Raw genomic sequence first — 21607 nt, 5'->3', positions numbered from 1 at the left:
GAGGCCATTGCTTAATCCACTGCCCGGTCCGAAAAATTTAATACCACCTCATTTTTATCGGGAAGAATGCGGAAAACCTTGCTTGCTGCGTGAACAACAAAGTTCCCTCTTCCGGCTTCTACTTTGTAATCGATATTTTCAAAGTTCATCTTCGCGTTTTGTGCTTCCACCGAAGTAAAAGGAAGCTCTGCATTTTCAGCCACATCCAGGGTCAAATACCACTTAAGGTCGCTGTCGCCATCAAAAGTCACTTTCGTATTGTTTTCGTCCAGACTGATCGTAAAAGTGCCTGATCCGTCGTCCAGTTTCCAAACCACGTTTAACGTTTCGTTTTCTGAATGAGCTGTTGAAAGCTCCGCGCCTTTTAAAAGAATCTCTTTCCCGTCTTTTTCAGCTTTAAACCACAAACCGGCTGTTGTTTTACGTGAACTCCAGAAATATCCGTCTACAAACGGAAGCGTATAATAAATACACTGCGTTGAAGTTCCCCTTTCAGTAAGATATTTCGAAGCCAGGTTTTCGTCAAAAAGATGTACATCTCGGAAACGAAGTGTTCCTTTGTCCCAGTTCAGGTTGGCGCGGTAAAACCGGCTGTTGAACCACACCGTTTTCTGGTTGCTGCCGGGTACATCTTCCAAAACAGTTACAGACGTTGCCGGGGTGGTTTTGTATTTCCTACTAAACCATTCTCCCGACTCGGCAAGTGTTTCCACCTTTATTTTATGCTCGTCCCTCAATTGAGCAATTAACGGAATCTGAATTTCAAAACCTTTTTTCATGCTGCCCCAGGTAAAAGAGTTTTCCTGTCCGGTCTGCACGTAGGCAAATTCAAGGCATTCTCCTTCAACAAAATGTTTAAAATACCAGTTTACCCAGGTTGAATCGCCGCCACCTCCGGTATAAACCGGCTCCAACGACACAACTCCCTGATGACTCGTCCCCAAACCATTGTCGTACTGATGGATCGGATCGCTTCCCAGCATGCGGAAAATAGGTACCGGAATCTGGTTTTCGGCGTTTTGTGCCGGCATATAGGCATTCTTTGCACTTGCATAATAAGCCTGACTCCAGTAACCACCCCACATCGTGTAACCATCGGTTCCCACCTGGTCTTTGCAATTGCACGAGGCAACAATTCCATATTTATCGTACATGTATTTCAGCGAGTGTGCATCGATAAACCAGCAACCCATCGATTTGGGGTAGTAGCCAAGAATCTTTTTGAAATCTTCCATGTAAACATCCACCAGATTTTCGCGCTCCTCGGGTGTGTAACCGGTGGCAAAACCAACATCGGCATGCCAATCCCACGGATAACGTCCGCGCCATTTCATTCCTGCATTTTCAACCAGCGGCTGCGGAATTTCAAACCATCCACCTATTTCGAATGAGCTATCGGGAAGACTTTTTAAAAGAGTCTGATAACGGGAATCAAGCAAAGCATCGTATTGCAGCAAAAATGTCCCTCCAAGCCGGTATTTTTGCATCATCTCCACCTGTTTTACCACGGTTTGATAAAGCACATCTTCGGTGATTTCTTCGCTCCGGGGCTCCAGCAAACGAATAAAATTGATGATGTTAACGATCTTTGGTTTGTCATTCTCCGATGCCTGAACCGTCTCTTTTGGCTGGGGTGCCGAACACGAAACAAGCATTACGATGCTCAGTAACGATCCGATAAAAACTCCTGCTTTGTTCATCTTATAAGTTATTTTATTTGACAGGCTTTTGAACAGACCTGCTTTTTTCCGATTCTTTACTGTTTTATTTTGAAAGAATAAGTTCCGGAAGCAAGTTGAATTTTCAATTGACTGCTATCGTTTTGCTCTATCACAATGTTTTTGTTTTCCGAAATATCTTTGTCGCTTTCGGAAAGTTCTGCAGCGTTGATAAAAAGTGTGGCCGAACTATTCGCAGGAATTTGCACTTTGTATTCCACTTCATCTCCCGATTTTTTCCAGGCCGATACGACTTCTCCATACGGACTTTCGTGTTTCGCCTCAAAATGATCGAGCCCCGTCACAAAGTTGGGTTTTAGTATCACGTTTTTGAAGCCGGGTTTTTCTTCGTCGGGGAAAATTCCGCCCAAAGCCTTATAGTACCAGGCATTGATTTCACCAAACATGATGTGGTTCATCGAAATATCGCTTTTTGCATCCAGCGGCCAGTTTTCGTAAAACGTGGTGGCTCCGTTTACGATCCACCATCCCCACGACGGAAAAGTTTCCTGGGCTGCCACTTCGTAAGCCAGATCAGCATAACCGTTTTCGCTCATTGCATTCAAAATAGCTTTTGTTCCTAACAGCCCCACATCGATGTGTTTGCCATCCGCTTCCACTCTTTTGGCCAGGTTAGCAGCCACTTTTTCAATCATGTCATCCGGGGCCAAACCCCACTGCAACGGAAAACTCAATTCAGTTTGAAGCCCGTTGCCGTAGATTCCGGTTTCGCGATCGAGGTATTTGTTGTTCAATGCGTTTTTTATTTTATCGGCCAGCGCAAAATAAGTTTCAGCCTCGGCCTGTTTACCTAAAATCCGGGCTGTTTTTGCAAGAATGGTGGCATCCACAAAATAATAAGCAGTGGACGTAAACGCTTTCGGGGCTTTTGATTTCACCGGAACCCAGTCGCCCAATCCCCAATCGGTAATTCCGGTCGGGTACAAGTCGTTGATATGATCGACATAGCGTTTGATGTTTTCATAGCAGTCTTCCAGAATTTTTGTGTCGCCGTAAAACAGGTAAATATTCCACGGAATAATGGCAATAGTACTGGTCCAGTCGGGGCCGTTTGCCCAGGTATATCCCCAGCCATCGGTCGGAACAATTGCCGGAAGCACTCCATTGGGTTGCTGTTCATCGCGGTGATCGGCCATCCATTTTTCGTAAACGGTGATTGCATCGAAGTTATACAAACCGGTTTCAATGTTGATCTGTGCATCGCCGGTCCAGCCGTTTTTCTCACGTTGCGGACAGTCGGTCGGGTAGCCAAACAAATTCGATAGGTAAGATGAATTGGCCGCCTTCCATGTTTTATTCAGCGTTTCGTTCGAGGAATTAATTTCGCCCACCGGAGGAACATCGCTGTGCATAAAATAAGCCGTCAGATTCTTTTCCGCAAATTCTATCGGTTTATCTGAAGTAACTTCCACAAACTGAAATCCTTTGTAATTGAATTTTGGCATAAAAACATCATCGTTGCCACTCAGAATCACAATATCGGTTTGAAAAGGATCGGAATCATCGGTTGGGCGGTAATGCACATCAATGTTCGACATATCCACATGTCCGTCGTCGTACAGACGTTCTCCATGTTTCAAACGAACAGTTGTGCCGGCAGCCTCCTTGATTTTCAGCTTTGTTACGCCGGCCATATTGCGTCCAAAATCAACCACATAGTTATGATCGCTGAACTTTGTAACGGTCTTTGCGGGAATTTCAGTAACATTTCTGACCGGATGTAAAACCTGCGCTGTAATATTTTTGGAAGGAGCGTTGGTTTTCATCGAACCTCTCCACTTTGAATCGTCAAAACCTGCTTTGTTCCAACCCGCCTGTTCCAAACGCGCATCGTAATGTTCTGCGGTGTAAATGCTGTTAAAAATAACCGGCGATAGCGAAGTCTTCCAGTCCTGATCGGTAGAAAGCGTTTCTTCCGTTCCGTCTTCATATTGAATTTTCAAATCCATGCAAAACTTGGGGCGTGCGCGCCAAGGGGCTTTGTCGAAATACCAAACAGCAGTTGATTGATGATTGTACCAGCCATTTCCGAGAATGACTCCCACCGCGTTTTTCCCTTCAGAAATACTTCTGGTAACATCGTAAGTTACATAAAGTGTGCGGCGATCGAAACGGGTGTACATCGGGTCCAAACGATGATTGCCCACTTTTTCACCATTCAGGTACAGTTCATACAAACCTGCAACAGCAATGTATGCCCGCGCCGATTTGATCTTCTTTTCCACCTTGAATTCTTTCCTGAAATACGGAGCCGGTTTAATATTAAAATCATACGAATCTGAAATCCAGTCTCCTTTCCAGTTCGACTGATCCATTATCCCGGTTTCGAAACTGGCAACTTTTGAATAAGCGGTCCAGCTACCATTCTGAAGCTGAACTTTTACTTTCCAGAAATACTTTGTAAAAGGCAGCAGTTCTTCGCCTGCGTATTTTACGGGAATGGTTTCCGACTGAATATCTGTCGAGTTCCATGCATCTCCCGTACCATCAACTACAGCTGAAGAATCAGTCCCCACAACCACCTGGTAAGCCTGTTGCGAAATTCCTGGTTGATTGGTCTGCAGTTGCCATGTGAATCGCGGATTTTTTGTGTCGATTCCTATCGGGTTTTCGAGGTATTCACTTTTCAGATTTTCGGGTGCAAAATCGACAGATTGCGGGCTGCACGAAAATAACATGACAGCCACAAAGACGGATAAAACGGTTTTCATCGGATTTAGGTTATTTAATTCGAGTTCAATATTTTATATAAAAATGACACAATTTTTGATCCTTATCAAACGGGCATTATCAGTTTCGCAAAGGTTTTTCAAAATCGGCTTCCAGAAACTTCGTATCCTTTAAACGAACATATTTTTTCAAATCGCGCATCGCAATTACTGTGAAATGATTATCAGCGAGAAACTTCACGTATTCTTCAAATAGTTCGGGAGAAGTGGTCACCCACGGATGTTCAATATCCGGAACACCGTGAATGGTGAGTACTACAATTTTGCCGTCTTTTGCCTGATCCAAAGCCTGCATAATTTGAGGATTGTTGTCGTTCACCATCGACCAGCTTGGGATCAGTAAAGGATGATCTGCTGCAGGATCGTAGGCGCGATTCCCTCCGGCTCTTGCAAAACGATATTCTTTTTCGGCCAAAACTTCCACCACCGCTTCGCTCAAACTGTAGCCCGGGTAGGCAAACGAAACCGGTTTCTGAATCTCCATTGAATCACATTTGTTTTCGATGTAAACAAGCTCCTTCAGCAACTCTTCTTTCGAAATATTTGCAACTGCCGGATGTGTTCGGGTATGATTGGCAATTTCAAACCCCATATCGTCGAGCAATTTCATCTGTTTCCAGCTCATATACTTTGTGTTATCGCTAAAATTCGGAGGGAACTCACATACGAAAAAAGTAGCTCCAAAACCGTGCTTTTTTAACAGCGGCGCCACAAAACTGTACTGACTGATCGATGCATCATCGAAAGTCAGAACCACCAGTTTATCCGGAATTTTCTGGATCTTATTTTGCGAACCCCCGAACAAAGGCAGCAACAGTGCAGCTGAAATCAACAGAACAATACATCGGATTTGATTCATCTTTTTGAGTTTAGCTTACTTTATTTAACTCCAGCGAACTCAGGTTTTCAATGTTGACTTTGAAACCTGCAGGCACTTTCAACGAATAATTTAGCTGATTCCCGGAACGTTCCCACTTTAACTCAATGGCATCGTCTTCCACCGGTAATACTCCACTACATCTGTTCAAATCGAGATCGGAGAAGCGAATGCTTACTTCTTTTTTCAGGTAATCCACGGAACTTATTCCCAATACGTCGCGGTATAAAACATGCCCCAAAAATGAAGCAAATCCATGGTCGCAGCTTGCATACGCACCTACATTTTCCCACAGCGTCCCCGTTTGTTCTGCCATGTAGTAGAAGTAATCCTGAATTTCGCCCAGCATTTGTTTTTGCAAACCGTAACGCGACAGGATGTCCATCCGAAGATAGTTGCCGATAAAAGCGTTGGCACGGAAAACATCGGGGTAAGTCACTTTATCGTCGCGTTTGGGGCCAAAAGCAGAGGTCAGTTTTTTCCACAATTCAGGATGCGTTTCCGGTGTGGCCACATTAAAGAAGAAAGCATAATACTGGCATGCCTCCGTGGTATTATTGGTCACCTGAAGTTTGCCATCTGCTTCCCTAACGGCATTGTCCACAAAGAAACTTCCGTTAAACGACTGTTTCAAAATGGTTTGTTTTACTTTTTCCGCTTTTTCTTCCCAGAGTTTATTTTGATACAATTTCGCGGCTTTTTCAAGCGCAGCACTGTAAAGCATATTGCTGGGGTAATTTACATCCTGTACAAAATCGTTGGCTCTCGACCATTCCACAAAAATCCAGCTTTCCAGGTCTTCCAGCAGTCCGTCTTCATTTTCGAACTGAACAAAATAATCAAGCAATTTGGCAACACGGGGCTCCAGTTTTGCAATTAGTTCCGGATCGCCGCCGCGGCTGGCATAATCTTCAATCTGCACAATAAACCACATCGCCCAGTTGGGAATAAACACCTTATCGTTATGATCGGCCGGAAAACACATGGGCAGCATTCCATCGGGCAGAAAGGCAAAGCTATCGGGCAGTGCAAAATTCTCGTAATAATTATGTGCAATTGCCGACTTTCCTGTGAAATCCTTTTCCATAATGGCGGTAAAATAACTGTCGCACAGCCAGCCGGCCCGCTCGCGCGAAGGACAGTCCATGAAAATATCCACCGAGTTTTGACGGAATGTTTGCTCAGCAGCTTTGTAAATGGCATTTAACTTATCGTTGTCACAGTTAAAATCGGCCAGCGGGTGTTCAGGATATGCATATTCACGAAGGTGAACATCTTCCAAGGTACATTCGCCTTCCAACACCATTATCTTCAAAAATTTTAAGGTATAACTTTCGAACGACTCCAAATCATAATTTCCCGGTTGCAGTTCGTATACTACATAATTGTTGACATCCGCCATGCGTTTTTTGGGTTGCACATCGGCTTCGGTAAGTGTTTCATCAAAAATAAAAACCAGCTTTGATGGTTCCAAACAGCTCACTTTAGCTCCGATAAATCCGGAAAGGTTAGTTCCCAGGTCGCAGGTTATGAACGAATTCGCGGTAACGACAAAAGAGGTATGATACTTTTCTTCTGCGATTTCCTGCGCAGCAGTCTCAATTTCCTGTAGCCAAAGCGAAGGAACAGTTTCCAGTTCGTTTTCCGGGTAGCCTTTGAAAATGGGACTGATGCCGGTAAGCGCACGGTCTTTTCTGTAATTTGCCGGAATTATTTTCCTGAGCGTTCCCGTAGAATGGATTTTTTGCGGGCGAACTACAGCAAAATCAGGAAGCAATACATTACGCGGAAGCAGCTCTCCTTCGGGTTGTACGGCCAACTCCAATGTCTCTGTTGGTTTTGTTTCTGCACTTCTCCAGGCACGCGCATTTTCGTTTAAACGATAATATTCGGTAAAGGGCCTTTGAAAACTGTAACGTTCGGTTTTTTGCAAACGTTCTTTTAGCTCGAAAGCGCTAAATCCGGATTCTTCCCCGGTTGCTAGCAAAACATCGTCACCAACCACCACCTCGGCTTGCAGAAACGAAGGCTGATCGATGGTGTAATATGAATTTACATTGTACCCGGCCACTTCAACTGCCACGACGTTCGTTCCCGGCTTCAGGCGTTCGCTCAGTTGGTATTCATCCACACGAAAAAAGCCCTGAGCTGTTCGTGCGGGGCCATAGCCCAGGTATTTTCCGTTCAGGAAAACACGGTAAAGCGTTGAACCTGTAATTTTCAGTTTTATATCTTGTCCTTTTTCAGCGCTAAAAATTCCGTGAAACCCAAGATTCAGGTTCATTTCAGTCTCCCGGCCTTTGGCCCATACCGGGAGAGCCTTTTTTATTAGCCCCGGCTCGGCAGGCTTTGGAGAATTGCAGGATGTTAGGGAAACAGAAAACAGAAATACCAGCATCAAAATGCCAACTCTGTTTATAATTGGATTAGTCCGTTTATTCATTTCCGATTCATTTACTTTAGGTTGCTAATTTTATGCTTTTGCATCAAATTTAGTTGGATAAATCCACTTGGGTATCCTGTAGAATCTGTTTGCTGACAGCGGTCGAAATCACGAATTAGCTTGCCAATTCCTGATGTTATTACCATGCAACTTTTTGCGGGGTACTGGTCGGGCCTTCCATTTTTAATTGCCCGTCTTTGTCGAAATACAATCGATCGATACAAACCACACGGTCCCAGTTTGGTTTTCGACAATTGGCATCAGCATGGCGATGATAAACAATGTAGAGGTTGCCGTCGGGAGCTTCCACTATTGAATTGTGCCCCGGAGAAGAAATATTCCTTGCAAGATCGGTGGTCATCAACGGGTTATTATCGTCCTTTTTCCAAGGCCCCAAGGGATTTTTTGCATAAGAAACACCCACTCCGTAATATTCGTATCCAGTGTCATTGGCAGAGTAAGTCATATAATATGTTCCCTTTCGTTTAAAAACAAAAGTGCCTTCGTTGCAACGGTTTTTGTTCCAGTTAACTTTTTCCCAAGGCTGAGATGCCCTGGAAATAAATACAGGATCGCCGTCGAGGCCGGAAAGATCCTTTTTCAACTTAGCAACATAAAGTTCTCCGGTTGCTAATGTATCCTGCATACCATTTTTGCTAAAATAAACATATGGAGTACCATCATCATCTACGAAAATATCAGCATCAATTGCTGAATATCCCAGGTCAAACCAGGGTGTATGAATATCTACAAAAGGCCCTCCGGGCTTTTCACTAACTGCCAGGCAAGTTTGCAAATGCTTTTTTGCCGGAACATAGCAACTGTATGTCAGGTAAAACTTTCCTTTGTAATATTCTATTTCCGGCGCCCAGAATGCAGTCGTGCCGATATGATCAGCCGGGCGGGTGTATAATGCTCCTTTGTATTCCCACGTAATAAGATCGGTTGAAATATAATATGCAAAACCCTCACCTTCTGGCAAGTTGGTGGTCCCTGTCAGATAATAAGTTCCTTTGTATTCGTAAACAAACGGATCGGCAACAAAAATTTCGGCACCGTCGATTGTTTTCAACGGATTCGAATAGGTCTTCCGTTGATTTTCTGTAACGGATTCAATGCCGGAATTCACAGGAAAATCATAATCAGACGGCGCTAACAAAAATGTCCACCAATAAAGAAACAACACAGAAAAAAGTCTCATCGGTTAAGCAATTATTTGATTTAGGCAACATGCCAAGTAAAACATTGTCGGTTAAAATAAAAGAATAGCTTTTGTTTCAGTATCCTGTAGAATCCGTTATTCGAACAGTTTTTCCTGAACTTTCTTCATTTTTCCGGAAGACACTAAAACCTTTAACGCTCAAAATCTTTTGGTTAAAACGACAGGCCCCAGCAAGCCACTTTCACGCAATGCTTCGTCTTTGTTCGGACCACTAATCGTCCAGGTTTTTCGCTTTTCCTCCGGTTGATTTGCATCGTAAACCAGGCGGTTGAACCAGGTTCCCGTAACTTTTACTTCCAGCGTGTTTTTTCCTGAGTTAAGTGCATCGGTAATATCAAGCGAATACGGCGGTGTCCACAATGTGTCCAGCGGCTTTCCGTTGAGTGTTACTTCGGCAATCATTTCCACATTCCCTAAATTTAGGGTGAAAACTTCATTCTTCTTTATTTTCCCTGCTTCAAAGTTGGTTGTATAAGTTACCGTTCCCGAGAACGCTTTTGCTTCTGGACTTGTCTCCAGTTCTTTCCATGCCTTTAATTCTAATGTCTCAAGCGATTCCGGGGCTCCCCATCCGGCAGGAAAAGAAAGTGTCCACGGGCCTGAAATTGCAAGGGTTTCAGTTGTATTTTCAGCAGTCACCGGTTTTACCGCAACTTTTCCCTTTGTTCTGAAAACCACAAAGCACGATCCCGATTTGGGCAAATCAAACAAAACAGTCGTCCTGCCGTTTTCTTGCCCAACTACCATTGCCGGTTCTATTTCTCCGCTCACCGGATTCCATATTTCAGGAACCTCTTTGTTATTAAAGCTCAACTTGCCCTGAAACCCTCTTCCAAATGGTGCAGAAACATAATACCAGTCGGCACCGTCAATCTGACGATGCATCCACAAAGCATCGTTTCCAGCAACATCGGGAGCCATATCAAGCTGAGCCAATGCTTCATCGATGCTAAAACCTGCCAGTACCTTTCCTTTTCCAATGCTTCGGATTTTTTCACTTCCATCTCCCCACATATCAGAAACAGCCTTATTGAAGCGTTGCTGCGCAGCCTGTCCATCTTTTAAGGTTGCAAGTCCACGGGGAGCGTTTCCGATTACCGTTGCTCCGGCACGCACCAGCTCCTGTAATTTCACAAGTGTTTCCGGCAACATCCGCTCATTATCGGGCAACCACAATACCTTGTACTCCAAACCTTCGGGAGTAACAATCTTCCCGTTGCGCACCGAAAGACGATTCAAAAGGACGTCGGGATTGCAATAGTCGTATTTAAAGCCTTTTGGGAAAGGTGCTTCCTGATCAGGCTTGTGGTTGATTTCATCGCCTAAATACCAAAGTACATCCGAAACAGGTTTTCCCCGTTCTAACAGATAATTCAACCGGGCCAGGTAAGTCGTAAACTCAGGCATGTGTTTCCACCAGGTTTGCCCCCGTAAAAATGGTGTACCAATTCCCGACCCAAAAGAAGTACCCGGCGGTAACCAATCGGTTCGTGGATTATGTGTGTAGGTATGAAACACCAAATGTGTTACGCCTTCAATAAAATTAAGGTTGGCGACTTCTTTCAACATACTCAGGTGTTCGTCCCAGGTAAGATTGAATGAGGTAAAAGCCTCCGCCGAAACGCGGGGTTTTCCGTACATCCGGGCTGCCGAAGCTGTTGGTTTTATCGGTTTGAAATTGATTGCCCCTACATACGAATCGGAGTAGGGATGCCAGAATTCGCACATCGGCACATCGGCGTATTTAAAATATTCCATGATATCGGCGGGGAAAACATCGCCAGCTGCGGTTTCATAAATAATGTTCAGCCCGTTCTTTTGAGCCAGGCCAGCCATTCCTCCGTAAAATTTGTTCGCAAACAAATCACCGATCACTCCGCGCCAGTCGCGCAAAAACCGACTGGTGGTTTCCGGGCTGTCTACCACATAGCCAAAAACCGCCGGCAGCCATTTTCTCAACGCATATCCGGTTGACTGACTAAACGCGCTTTCCATTTCGTTTGTCCAGGTTTGTGTGTAACATTCCCAGCTATCCATCAGCATTCCGTTTAGCAATCCACCGTTCAGCGGGCCATCATTGAGTCGCCCGATGTAGCCTGCAAACTGTGCTTTTGGCCCCGATTCCGAAAGTTTGTCGCACTCCCATCCGGTTCCTTCGGCAGGTGCAGGTCCGTTTTTTCGCCCCGCATTTACATGCCCGATACGCAATATCGTCCATTTCCCTTCGGGAGCCTGCCAATTCAATTTTCCATCTTTATCCATGAAGGATGAGATGTCCCGCACATCTCCTGATTTAACAAATGCGTCCTCCGACTGACGTGGATTTTCGCTGTTTCGCACGATGCTGCGCAGGGTCCATGCAGCTTCCGACTCCCAATTGTTTTTGCGGGCCGCCGAAAGCAAGCGCAGCGACCGCAGGTTCATATCGTGCTGATTAACAATTTCGATACGATAGGTTTGAGCTCCTCCTGTTTCATCGCAGGCCAGTGAAATCGGATGATCAGACTGCCAGGATGCCATCGGCATCGGGATGTTCAGAATTTCCCGAGCCGTTCCGTCGGGTAAAATAGCAGTCACTTTTACCTGAACGTCGGGAGTAAAACACCAGGCATGATTGAATTTCTGCACATCGGAAAATTCGATGGTTCGCATTTCCACCGGTTTGGAGAAAGTAACTTCCAGCCAATGTGGATTTGCTTCAGTAGATGGTTTTAAATTGAATGAACCGTTGTGTTCACTCAACAAAAACTCTTTCCAGGGCAACAAGGTGTCGCTTTTAACCGCTTCAGGTTTTAGCTGTTCTTCCTCATAACCTTTTGGCGTGGGAAATGCCAGCACGGCAATGTCTTTGTAATCTCTCCAGTCTTCAGCACTTGGCTGTGGTACAGGCAAAACTTCCAAGGTTTGACCACCGGTAACATCTGTCCTGCTCCAAACGAGGTTTCGCATAGCATTGGAAGGTTCGATCCACGGACCACCTGACATGGCCCAGCCCGGACAATTCTGCATGGTAAAACGCAAGCCTAATCTCCGGCATTCTTCGGCAGTGTAGCGCACAGCATCATCCCACGATTCACTCAGGCAGGCAATCTGGGGGCTCACGCCAGGCCAGGGACCACCAAATTGTCCGTGAAACAAATGAATACCGGAGAGGCCCGCATTCGCAATAGCCTCCAAATCTGCAGTAATTCCTTCTTTAGCTACGTTCCCTCCGATAAAATGAAACCACGTTTCCGGATGATAAACTTTCGGAGGATTCTTAAACGTTGCAATATCATTGTCGCTGAAAGGCGCGTTCAACTCAGTTGCCGATGGAACTACGGGAGCCACTTCAGTTTGTGCGAGCCCCTGCAAAACCATCAACAAAATAAAGACACAGCAAGAGAGACCGGTTAGTATTTTAGTCATTAGGTAAAGGTTTAAGTTAAATATAACTGTCCCTAAAGCTATTCATAAAATATCAACCAACCACAATCTCGCAGAACCAAAAATAAGGTTGAGGCCTTATTCTGATTCGTAAAACGAATCAATGCTCTGTTTTATTCGCCGTTGGATCCATCCACTATTATGTAACAGACAGGAATAAGATTTAGAAACTATGATTACTGAAGGTACTTTTCTACTGCGTCCAACAGTCGCTCGCGCTGAACCGGTTTCGTGATATAATCAATAAATCCTTCCGCAATTGCCTTGTTTTGCTCGTGTTCAAAAGCATAAGCCGACAATGCAACTACTTTCGCCGCCGGATCATGATCCAGAATTTTCCGGGTAGCTTCGTAACCGTCCATTACCGGCATTTTAATATCCATCAATACCAGTCCAAAGTCCCCACCTTCTGTATATTTCCGAAATGCTTCCGCTCCGTCGTCGGCGAAGATTAACTCATCTGCCACGTCCTTTAATAAGTAGAAGAATAAACGTTGATTGATTTTATCGTCCTCGGCCACAAGAATCCTACGACTCCTATTGGCTTTATCCTTTATGGATTCTTCCATCTCCCTACTAATACATTAAAAAATTATCTATTTGAAAAAACGTCCCTTGGTTTTCCGTTTCCGGAAAGAAAGCTTAAAGATAAACTTTTAATACAACAATCAACAGCAAGCAATGAAATGACTTGTTTTATTTACTTTTGGCAAGAACGCAGACGAATCAAAAAAACGTAAAATGAAAATAGTTGTACTGGACGGATACACATTAAACCCGGGAGATCTTAGCTGGGATGCCTTAAAAGAAACAGGAGAGTGCGATATTTATGACCGTACTCCCAAAGAGCTGGTGGTGGAACGAGCGAAAGAAGCTACAGCAATTTTCACCAATAAAGTGATTATCGATGCAAACATTATCCGTCAGCTCCCTGGCCTGAAATTCATTGGAGTGCTGGCTACCGGCTATAACGTTGTTGACACAATAGCTGCCCGGACCGCAGGCATTACCGTTACAAACATACCCGCCTACAGCACCGATTCGGTGGCGCAGATGGTGTTTGCCCATATTCTTCATTTTACGCAGAACGTTGCCGGACATGCTGGAACCGTGTCGAACGGGAAATGGGCTCAAAGCATCGACTTTAGTTATTCGGTTAGTCCGCAAATTGAACTGGCCGGGAAAACGCTGGGAATTATTGGTTTTGGTCAGATCGGGCAGGCCGTTGCCCGCATCGCCCTGGCGTTTGGCTTGAAAGTGCTTTTTAACAACCGAAGTGTAAAATCAACCACCATTGAAGCACAACAGGTTGATATGGATACATTGCTTTCTGAAAGTGATTTCATTAGCATTAACTGCCCGTTAACAGAAGAGAATAAGGGTTTTATTAACAGTGAAACACTTCAGAAAATGAAGAGAACGGCCTTTTTGGTGAATACGGGAAGGGGACCCTTGATAAATGAACAGGACCTGGCCGATGCTCTGAACAAAGGAATAATTGCCGGTGCCGGACTGGATGTTCTGTCGATAGAACCGGCCACGCCCGATAATCCGCTTCCCAAAGCCAAAAACTGCTACATTACCCCGCATATTGCCTGGGCCACCTTTGAAGCCCGCCAGCGATTGATGGAAATAGCGGTAAATAATCTACGCGCATTTGTTAACGGGAGCCCGGTTAATGTCGTAAATTAAGAAAACATCAATTATAAGTCGCTGTTAATCATAATACTTATGCGCTTCATGGTTTGGATGCTAAATTGCTTCTGTTTTTAGAAAAAACGTTAAAACTGATGAATTGATTGCAGTTTTCATGCAACAAATCAAAAGCCATAAACGTTGTAGAAAAAGTTTGGATACAGAAAATTCATGGCGTTAAAAGTCCTTCATATTGTAATACTTGCTTCGGTAAAATACATGTTGACCTTGCCTTACGCAATGATCATCGGCATGGAGTATAAATATGCCATTCTGGCTTTGCTGGGTGGTGGAATCGGAGGTTTTCTTTTCTTTTACTACCTCACGAAACCGGTTTTGAAAGGTTGGCGTTTTTTACGTCCTCAGATTTGTCAACGTGTTCCGTCAGGATTCAAACAACGCCTTCAGTTTTTTTGCCCGAATAAAAGCACAAAGCCGAAAAAACGCTTTACGCGCAAAAAACGCTTGCTGGTGAAAATGAAAACCACCTACGGATTGTGGGGAATTATAATTGCCACACCGCTATTTCTGACTATCCCGGTTGGTGCTTTTTTGGCCAATAAATACTATTCGCGCCGCAAAAACATTGTTTTTTATATGATTCTGTCGATTGTTGGCTGGGCAGGTGTTTATTCCGGAATTATACATTTATTTCCCCGCGTATTCTTTTAATCTTTCCCGGTTCAATGTTTTCTCCAGCAAGGCTCTGTCGGCTCCTGCAAGATCCAGCTTCAATATTTCATCGGGTTTACACCATTTAATACTTTGGTGATCGTTTAAAACCATTTCTCCGCCTGTCACTGAACACACAAAAGGAATCAGCCTTATTTGTTTGTGGCCATAATCGTGTTCGATTGGCTCCAGCTTCATTACGACCAAAATTTCCAGCTCGAGTTCTTCTTTAATCTCCCGAACAATACATTCTTCTTCTGTTTCGTGATCGCGAATCTTGCCTCCCGGAAACTCCCATTGAAAGGCGTGATCAGAATCGGCCCTGTTTTGCGCCAGCAGGATTTTTCCCTTCTGAATGATGATTGCACATGCTACCCGGATCATTTTCTAAAAATAGAAAAGTTTCACGGCAATCCGGCTTTCTGGCTATCTTTGTTCAAAACCATCGGGCATGACAGAATCCGACATACTGAATGTTGTAGAAAGCTGGCAGAATTTCCATTTTGCTCTTCGAGAGCTGGAGCAAAATCCTGAATACATCCCTGTTTTAATGAAAGTGGCCATTTACAGCGACCAAGCCAACAGCTGGCGTGCCTTATATCTGGCCGACAAATTGCATGACCTTCATCCCCGGCAAATTGCACCTTATGTTCCGGAGATGATCGAACAATTGAAAAGGGAACAGCATCACGGGAAAAAACGCCATCTGCTAAAACTGATCAGTCAGAATCAGATACATCCCGACACTTTTGGTTTTTTACTCGATTACTGTATGAATACTTTCACTTCGGACAAAGAGCCTGTGGCCAACCGGGTTCACGCCATGCAAATTCTTTTCAATATATCGGAAACCGAACCGGCGTTAAAACCTGAATTGTGTGAAATAATTTTACAGGAAATGGAATTTCACCCTACACCCGGCATCATCAGCCGGGGTAAAAAACTTACGCGAAAACTTCAGCAGCAAATTCGGAAACTCTAAGCTGTTTTAGCTCGAAAGCTTATCAATCAGCGTCTGCAACTGTTCGTCGATTTCCTTATTCAGTTCTTCCTGCTTGTAATTACGCGTAATCACTATGAGGTTTTTCAGGTTGGCAATTTCCCTGTTCTGCTCCGATTCAATCGATGCAGCCATGTTATCGGGCAACGAAGCGTAATAGTTCAAAATACCCAGACTGTTTTTGGCCATTGTACGAACCACTTCGTTGGCTTTATCTGCTGCTCCGGCACGGTAGTATTGTTCCACTGCCGGGAAAGAATCATAGGTGTAGGGAATAATCTCGTTGGGGAAAAGCTCAAACATCCGATCAACCACTTCAATCGCTTTGTCTTTTTTGCCTTCCTGAACCAACGCTTCAGCCAATCGGGCAAACATATAGCGGGTTTGCATAATGTTGATCTGTTTCCGGTTGTATTCATCCATATGAATATCCGGACTGTTTACATTCCCCCAAACATACTTGTTCATTACATTTTCGTACAGAATATCGGTATCAATGCGACCACTCATAATTCCCTGACGCTTGGTTTGAATCGGGACAAAACGATAGGCCAGACCTTCGAACTGCAACCAATCCAGGAAATGCACATTTCCGGTATAAAGCAAACTGTGATCGATATAAACAGGGCGTTCCCAGTTATTGGCAGCAATCATGTTCAGCAGCGCCATTTCGCTTTTGCCGATCATACTTTTATTGATTTTAATTTCGACACGATCCGCAATTAAATCAGCATCTTTGGCTTTTACGGTTCCGCTATCGAGCACTTTTTGTTTATCCACCGTAATATGAAATTCTTTTGAAGGAAGGTAATCAATCGTTTCGCCAGACGTGACTTTAACCTTGGTGCGCACATCGTCGCTTCCGAGAAATTCCATGGCATCGCTCAGTTCCACCGATTCTTTAAAGCGTTCGTGAATCAAAATCGCATCCATTCTTCCCATATAATATTTATCGCGGCTGAACGTGAACGGAATGGGGGGAGCATCGTTGGTGGTAAATTGTTGCTGATAAATATACCAATCCATCCCCAGGTAGCTGATGTTGATGATTTTGATATCGGGACGAACGCCTTCCACTTCCTGCACATACCAAAGCGGGAAAGTATCGTTATCGCCATAGGTAAACAAAATGGCGTTTGGCGCACACGACTCCAGGTAGTTTTTCGCATAATCACGGGTCATGTATTTACCCGACCGATCGTGGTCATTCCAGTTTTGCGAGGCCAGTACGCCCGGCACCAAACCCAGCGACAAAACAGTGACCAAAACGGCTCCCGGCGCTCCTTTCAGCACCTTGCTGATAACGCTGTAAAATGCCGGCACCGCCAAACCGATCCAGATTGCAAACGCATAAAACGAACCGGCATAAGCATAATCGCGTTCGCGGGGCTGATACGGATACTGATTCAGGTAAACTACAATTGCAATTCCGGTTAAAACAAAAAGCATCATGGTAACCGCAAATGTTTCCTTTCCTTTTTTCCCCTGATTGTACTGGAAAAACAATCCGATCAGACCAAATAGAAGGGGCAGAAAATAATAGACATTCCGGCTGGCGTCGTTTTTCATAAAATCGGGCATTTCATCGCGCGGACCGACTTTTACCTTGTCGAAAAACTCAATACCGCTTACCCAGTTACCGTTTTCAAATCCTCCATGTCCCTGAATATCGTTTTGTCTTCCAACAAAGTTCCACATAAAATAGCGCATGTACATGTGCCCCAACTGATAGGAGAAAAAGAAACGCAGATTCTCCGCAAATGTGGGTTTCATCAAAGTTTTAACCTCACCGCGCTCATTTACCCGAACAGGAGTACCTTTTACTTTTCCCCAGTCTTTATATGCCTGGATGTGGTTATCGGCGCTACTGTACATTCTTGGGAAAATGGTTTCCATCTTCTCGTCGTAAATTAATGAACCGGGCATTGATCCCGTCATTTTATATTTCCCGTCAACTTTATTGTATTGAACTTTGGGTTCGCCGTTGGCAATGGGCGATGCATTGTAATACGGCCCGTAAAACAACGGACGATCGCCGTACTGTTCGCGGTTCAGGTAACGCACCAACGAAAAGGCATTATCCGGTGCATTCTGATTCATTGGAGGATTGGCAGATGCCCGAATAACAATCAGGCCAAACGAAGAATAGCCAATGATAATTACCATTACCATGGTGATGGCGGTATTCCAAATCACCATATTCCGGTTCCGGGTATATCGAAGTCCCCAAAAGGCGGCTACTGCGAGTAAAACAAACATGAAAATGATTCCGGAATTAAACGGTAATCCAAAACCATTCACAAAAATACGGTCGATTACAAAAGCGATCCTAGGCAAACCGGGAATAATTCCATACTGAATACCCAGCAGAATACCCATTGAGGCGATTAAAGCTGTGATCACTCCTTTCCACGAAAATTCATATTTTTTGAAATAATATACCAATCCAATTGCAGGAATGGCGAGCAAATTCAACAGATGAACGCCTATCGACAGTCCTACGAGGTAGGCAATTAAAATCAGCCAGCGGTTCGAGTTTTTTTCTTCGGCTACGTTTTCCCATTTCAAAATCGCCCAAAAAACCAGCGCCGTGAAAAATGACGACAAGGCATACACTTCTCCTTCAACCGCTGAGAACCAAAAAGAATCGGTAAATGTAAACGCCAGCGCGCCAAGCAAACCGCTTCCCCAAACCGCAATTTGTTCACCGGAAGAAAGTTGTTCATCTGTAAAAAGTTTTCGGGCAAGGTGTACAATGGTCCAGTAAAGAATCATAATGGTACCTGCGCTGGCCAGCGCCGACATCGCGTTTACCATTACAGCCGCCTTGCTGGCATCGGGTGCGAACAAGGTGAAAATGCGACCCAAAATCATAAAAGTCGGCGCCCCGGGAGGGTGTCCAACTTCCAGTTTAAAAGCACTGGTAATAAATTCGCCACAATCCCACCAGCTAACGGTAGGTTCCATCGTTAACAAATAGGTGATGGCAGCAATGATAAATACAATCCAGCCAAGAATATTATTGATAAGTTGGGTGCGTTGCATGATCGACTTTTTTGATTAATGGCAAAGATAAAGTTTTAAACCAATTAACGTCTTTAAAATATATCCGGTATCCATGGTTGATACGATGCAAACTATTCACTACAGGCATTTTACTGCCATCCGGGGATATTGAACCGCATTTGCATACGGTAACAGCCACATTCACAGTCGAAAAGAATGAATTTTCAAAAAATATCTATGCGACCCTTGCAGAATAAATTTTTTTTATACTTTTGCACCGTCCTTAACAAAAGGGCATTAAAGGACTGACCTGTGGTGTAACTGGCAACACGTCTGATTTTGGTTCAGAAGAGTCCAGGTTCGAGCCCTGGCAGGTCAACCAATAACGAAAGGAATTCACAAAAGTGGGTTCCTTTTTTTTATCTCTGGATTTCCTTAATAACCCATTCCATGTGATCAATTAAACTTTCTGTGGGGAAACAAATTTCAAGCATATATTTTGGCTAGTCTAAACAGGAAGAAACGAATATCGCGAACTCCCCTGAATTGATTTCTGAAGGCTTTAATCTTGAGCGATGAAATGTATCCTAGTCTGGAAAACAGAAAAGGGAAAAACTCTCGTTTTCCCCTTTTTTGTGGTGCCACTCGGAGTCGAACCAAGGACACACGGATTTTCAGTCCGTTGCTCTACCAACTGAGCTATGGCACCGTTTTTATTTTGGTGTTGCAAAAGTAGACATTTTTTTGAAACTCCAAAGAAAAAATGCAGAATTTGAAAAAAAATCAATCATTGTTTTTCATGGCTGGTTTTTACGACTGGCGGCGCTTGTCATCATTCATGGGTTTCCCCGAAATCGTGAGTTCGCAATTGAATACTTTTCTTACTTTTGCAGGCTGATTATAATACATAATGGTAGAGACTGATTTTCTGACACATACATTGGGTAACGGAATTCGCATTATTCACCAGTTTACCGACTCGCCGGTAGGGCACCTGGGGGTATTGATTAATGCGGGATCGCGCGATGAACAGGAGGAGGAACACGGTTTGGCTCATTTTATCGAGCATTCGGTGTTTAAGGGAACCCAAAAAAGAAAAGCTTTTCATATTCTGTCGCGGATTGAGGGAGTGGGAGGAGAGCTAAATGCCTATACTACCAAGGAAGAAACCGTTCTGTATGCGACCTTTTTAACCGATTATTACGAGCGTTCGGCAGAGTTGCTCAGCGATATTTTGTTTCACAGCGTTTATCCCGAGAAAGAATTAAAGCGCGAGAAAGAAGTAGTGGTTGAGGAGATCAATTCGTATAAGGATTCGCCATCGGAGCTTATTTTTGATGAATTTGAAGAGTTGGTTTTTGACGGTCATCCTATTGCACGGAATATTTTGGGAACCAAGAAAAATGTCAGGGCATTTACTCGCGACTCGATTTTCCGGTTTATCGAAAACAACTACCACACCGATCAAATGGTGATCAGCTCGGTGGGGAATGTCGATTTTGGCGTGCTTGTTAAAATGCTCGAAAAGTATTTTGGAATGGCGCCTGCCAAACTGCGAAACAATACACGCGTTCAGTTTGATAATTATAAACCGCAACAGCTGGTGGTACAAAAGGATACTTTTCAGTCGCATTGTATCATTGGTAATACCTCGTTCGATGCCAATCATCCGCTGCGAACGGTAATGGTTTTACTCAATAATATTTTGGGAGGTCAGGCTATGAATTCACGGTTGAACCTTGCTTTACGCGAACGCCGGGGAATGGCTTACAATGTGGAATCGGGTTACACGGCTTACTCCGATACCGGGCTTTTCAGCGTGTATTTTGGTACTGACAAGGAAAATCTTGATAAAGCGCAGGCGCTGGTCCAAAAAGAGTTTGATCTGTTGCGTTCTAAAAAACTGGGTGCAGTGCAGCTCAGCAATGCCAAGAAACAACTGATCGGACAGATTGCAATTGCTACCGAAAGCCACGACGACATGATGCTGTCGATTGCGAAAAGTTACCTGTTGTACGATAAGGTAGATCCGTTGCGCGTGGTGTTTAAAACCATCGAAGAAATCACTGCGGAACAGTTGTTGGAAGTGGCCAACCTGGTGCTCGATAAAAACCAGATGAGTACCTTGATTTATAAGTAATCTGAACGTTTTCGAAAATGAACCGGCAAAAAGACATAGATCAGTACATCAGAGATCACATAGATCAGGAAGACGAAGTACTGAAAGAACTCGATCGTGAAACGCATTTAAAAGTGCTGGGAGCACGCATGTTGTCCGGGCACCTGCAGGGACAGGTTCTGTCGATGATCTCCCGGATGATCCGTCCAAAATACATTTTGGAGTTGGGAACTTTCACTGGTTATTCGGCCATTTGTCTTGCGAAAGGATTGCAGGAGGGGGGAAAGATCGTTACCATCGAAATCGATGATGAGCTGGAAAGCATGGCCGCGAAATATTTCAAGAAAGCGGGAATTCAGGATAAAGTGACACAACGCATTGGTTCGGCGCTGGAAATTATTCCTACCCTGAAAGAAAAGTTCGACCTGGTTTTTATTGATGCCGACAAACGCGAATACACAGATTATTATAATTTGCTGATCGACCGTCTGGAGAGCGGCGCTTATATTATTGCCGATAACACGCTGTGGAGCGGGAAAGTGCTTGATACGCCGCGTACCGATGATTATCAAACCCTGGGAATCCTGGATTTCAATACACTGCTTAAAAACGACAATCGCGTAGAGAAGGTGATTCTTCCACTACGCGATGGTATGACGTTGATCCGAAAAAAATAGAT

The 21607-nt window shown here is 44.2% G+C and carries 14 protein-coding genes and 2 tRNA genes; 6 read left to right on the top strand and 10 right to left on the bottom strand.

All coding sequences use genetic code 11. The annotated features are described in order from the left end of the window. Positions 1-11: 11 nt before the first annotated feature. The 7 genes from MR764_RS07235 to MR764_RS07205 all read right to left on the bottom strand — a co-directional run bounded on the left by MR764_RS07235 (position 12) and on the right by MR764_RS07205 (position 13005). Positions 12-1700, bottom strand: coding sequence for a hypothetical protein (locus MR764_RS07235; protein WP_247978736.1), 1689 nt, complete (start codon positions 1698-1700; stop codon positions 12-14). A 56-nt stretch (positions 1701-1756) separates the two neighbouring features. Then, the gene (locus MR764_RS07230; protein WP_247978735.1) at positions 1757-4450 is read right to left on the bottom strand and encodes an alpha-L-rhamnosidase; all 2694 of its coding nucleotides are present in this window, start codon (positions 4448-4450) and stop codon (positions 1757-1759) included. A 79-nt stretch (positions 4451-4529) separates the two neighbouring features. Continuing rightward, a complete protein-coding gene (locus MR764_RS07225) occupies positions 4530-5327 on the bottom strand; it encodes a polysaccharide deacetylase family protein (RefSeq protein ID WP_247978734.1) in 798 nt (265 codons plus the stop codon). Positions 5328-5337: 10 nt separating this feature from the next. Then, positions 5338-7788, bottom strand: coding sequence for a hypothetical protein (locus MR764_RS07220; protein ID WP_247978733.1), 2451 nt, complete (start codon positions 7786-7788; stop codon positions 5338-5340). Positions 7789-7927: 139 nt separating this feature from the next. Then, entirely contained in the window at positions 7928-8989 is a 1062-nt protein-coding gene (locus MR764_RS07215) for a glycoside hydrolase family 43 protein (protein WP_247978732.1), read from the bottom strand. Between the two features lie 159 nt (positions 8990-9148). Continuing rightward, positions 9149-12418, bottom strand: a complete 3270-nt coding sequence (locus tag MR764_RS07210; RefSeq protein ID WP_247978731.1) for a glycosyl hydrolase — start codon at positions 12416-12418, stop codon at positions 9149-9151. 194 nt (positions 12419-12612) lie between these two features. Continuing rightward, positions 12613-13005, bottom strand: coding sequence for a response regulator (locus MR764_RS07205; RefSeq protein WP_247978730.1), 393 nt, complete (start codon positions 13003-13005; stop codon positions 12613-12615). Positions 13006-13177: 172 nt separating this feature from the next. Between MR764_RS07205 and MR764_RS07200 the strand changes: the two genes are divergently transcribed. Further along, positions 13178-14128 (top strand): D-2-hydroxyacid dehydrogenase, encoded by a 951-nt coding sequence (locus tag MR764_RS07200; protein ID WP_247978729.1) that lies wholly within the window; start codon positions 13178-13180, stop codon positions 14126-14128. Positions 14129-14302: 174 nt separating this feature from the next. Next, positions 14303-14803, top strand: coding sequence for a hypothetical protein (locus MR764_RS07195; protein WP_247978728.1), 501 nt, complete (start codon positions 14303-14305; stop codon positions 14801-14803). Here MR764_RS07195 and MR764_RS07190 read toward each other — a convergent pair. Then, entirely contained in the window at positions 14780-15187 is a 408-nt protein-coding gene (locus tag MR764_RS07190) for a (deoxy)nucleoside triphosphate pyrophosphohydrolase (RefSeq protein WP_247978727.1), read from the bottom strand. The two genes, MR764_RS07195 and MR764_RS07190, sit on opposite strands and share 24 nt — an antisense overlap. A 67-nt stretch (positions 15188-15254) precedes the next feature. On the opposite strand from MR764_RS07190, the gene MR764_RS07185 reads away from it, so the two are divergent. Then, on the top strand, positions 15255-15785 hold the full coding sequence (locus tag MR764_RS07185) for a hypothetical protein (RefSeq protein WP_247978726.1): 531 nt from the start codon (positions 15255-15257) through the stop codon (positions 15783-15785). 6 nt (positions 15786-15791) lie between these two features. Here the strand turns inward: MR764_RS07185 and MR764_RS07180 are convergent, their stop codons facing one another. Beyond that, positions 15792-18848 (bottom strand): DUF2723 domain-containing protein, encoded by a 3057-nt coding sequence (locus tag MR764_RS07180; RefSeq protein WP_247978725.1) that lies wholly within the window; start codon positions 18846-18848, stop codon positions 15792-15794. A gap of 267 nt (positions 18849-19115) precedes the next feature. Between MR764_RS07180 and MR764_RS07175 the strand changes: the two genes are divergently transcribed. Next, positions 19116-19191 (top strand) — tRNA-Gln (locus tag MR764_RS07175). Between the two features lie 254 nt (positions 19192-19445). Here the strand turns inward: MR764_RS07175 and MR764_RS07170 are convergent. Next, positions 19446-19518: transfer RNA gene (locus tag MR764_RS07170), tRNA-Phe, on the bottom strand. A 201-nt stretch (positions 19519-19719) separates the two neighbouring features. On the opposite strand from MR764_RS07170, the gene MR764_RS07165 reads away from it, so the two are divergent. Both MR764_RS07165 and MR764_RS07160 read left to right on the top strand, forming a co-directional pair. Further along, a complete protein-coding gene (locus tag MR764_RS07165; protein WP_247978724.1) occupies positions 19720-20949 on the top strand; it encodes a pitrilysin family protein in 1230 nt (409 codons plus the stop codon). A 17-nt stretch (positions 20950-20966) separates the two neighbouring features. After that, positions 20967-21605 carry an O-methyltransferase gene (locus tag MR764_RS07160; RefSeq protein WP_247978723.1) on the top strand — a complete coding sequence of 213 codons (639 nt, stop codon included), beginning with the start codon at positions 20967-20969 and terminating at the stop codon, positions 21603-21605. The last annotated feature ends 2 nt before the right edge of the window (positions 21606-21607 follow it).

This window comes from Maribellus sp. YY47 (genome assembly GCF_023111095.1).
GTDB lineage: Bacteria > Bacteroidota > Bacteroidia > Bacteroidales > Prolixibacteraceae > Draconibacterium.
This window is presented reverse-complemented; position numbering and strand designations above follow the sequence as displayed.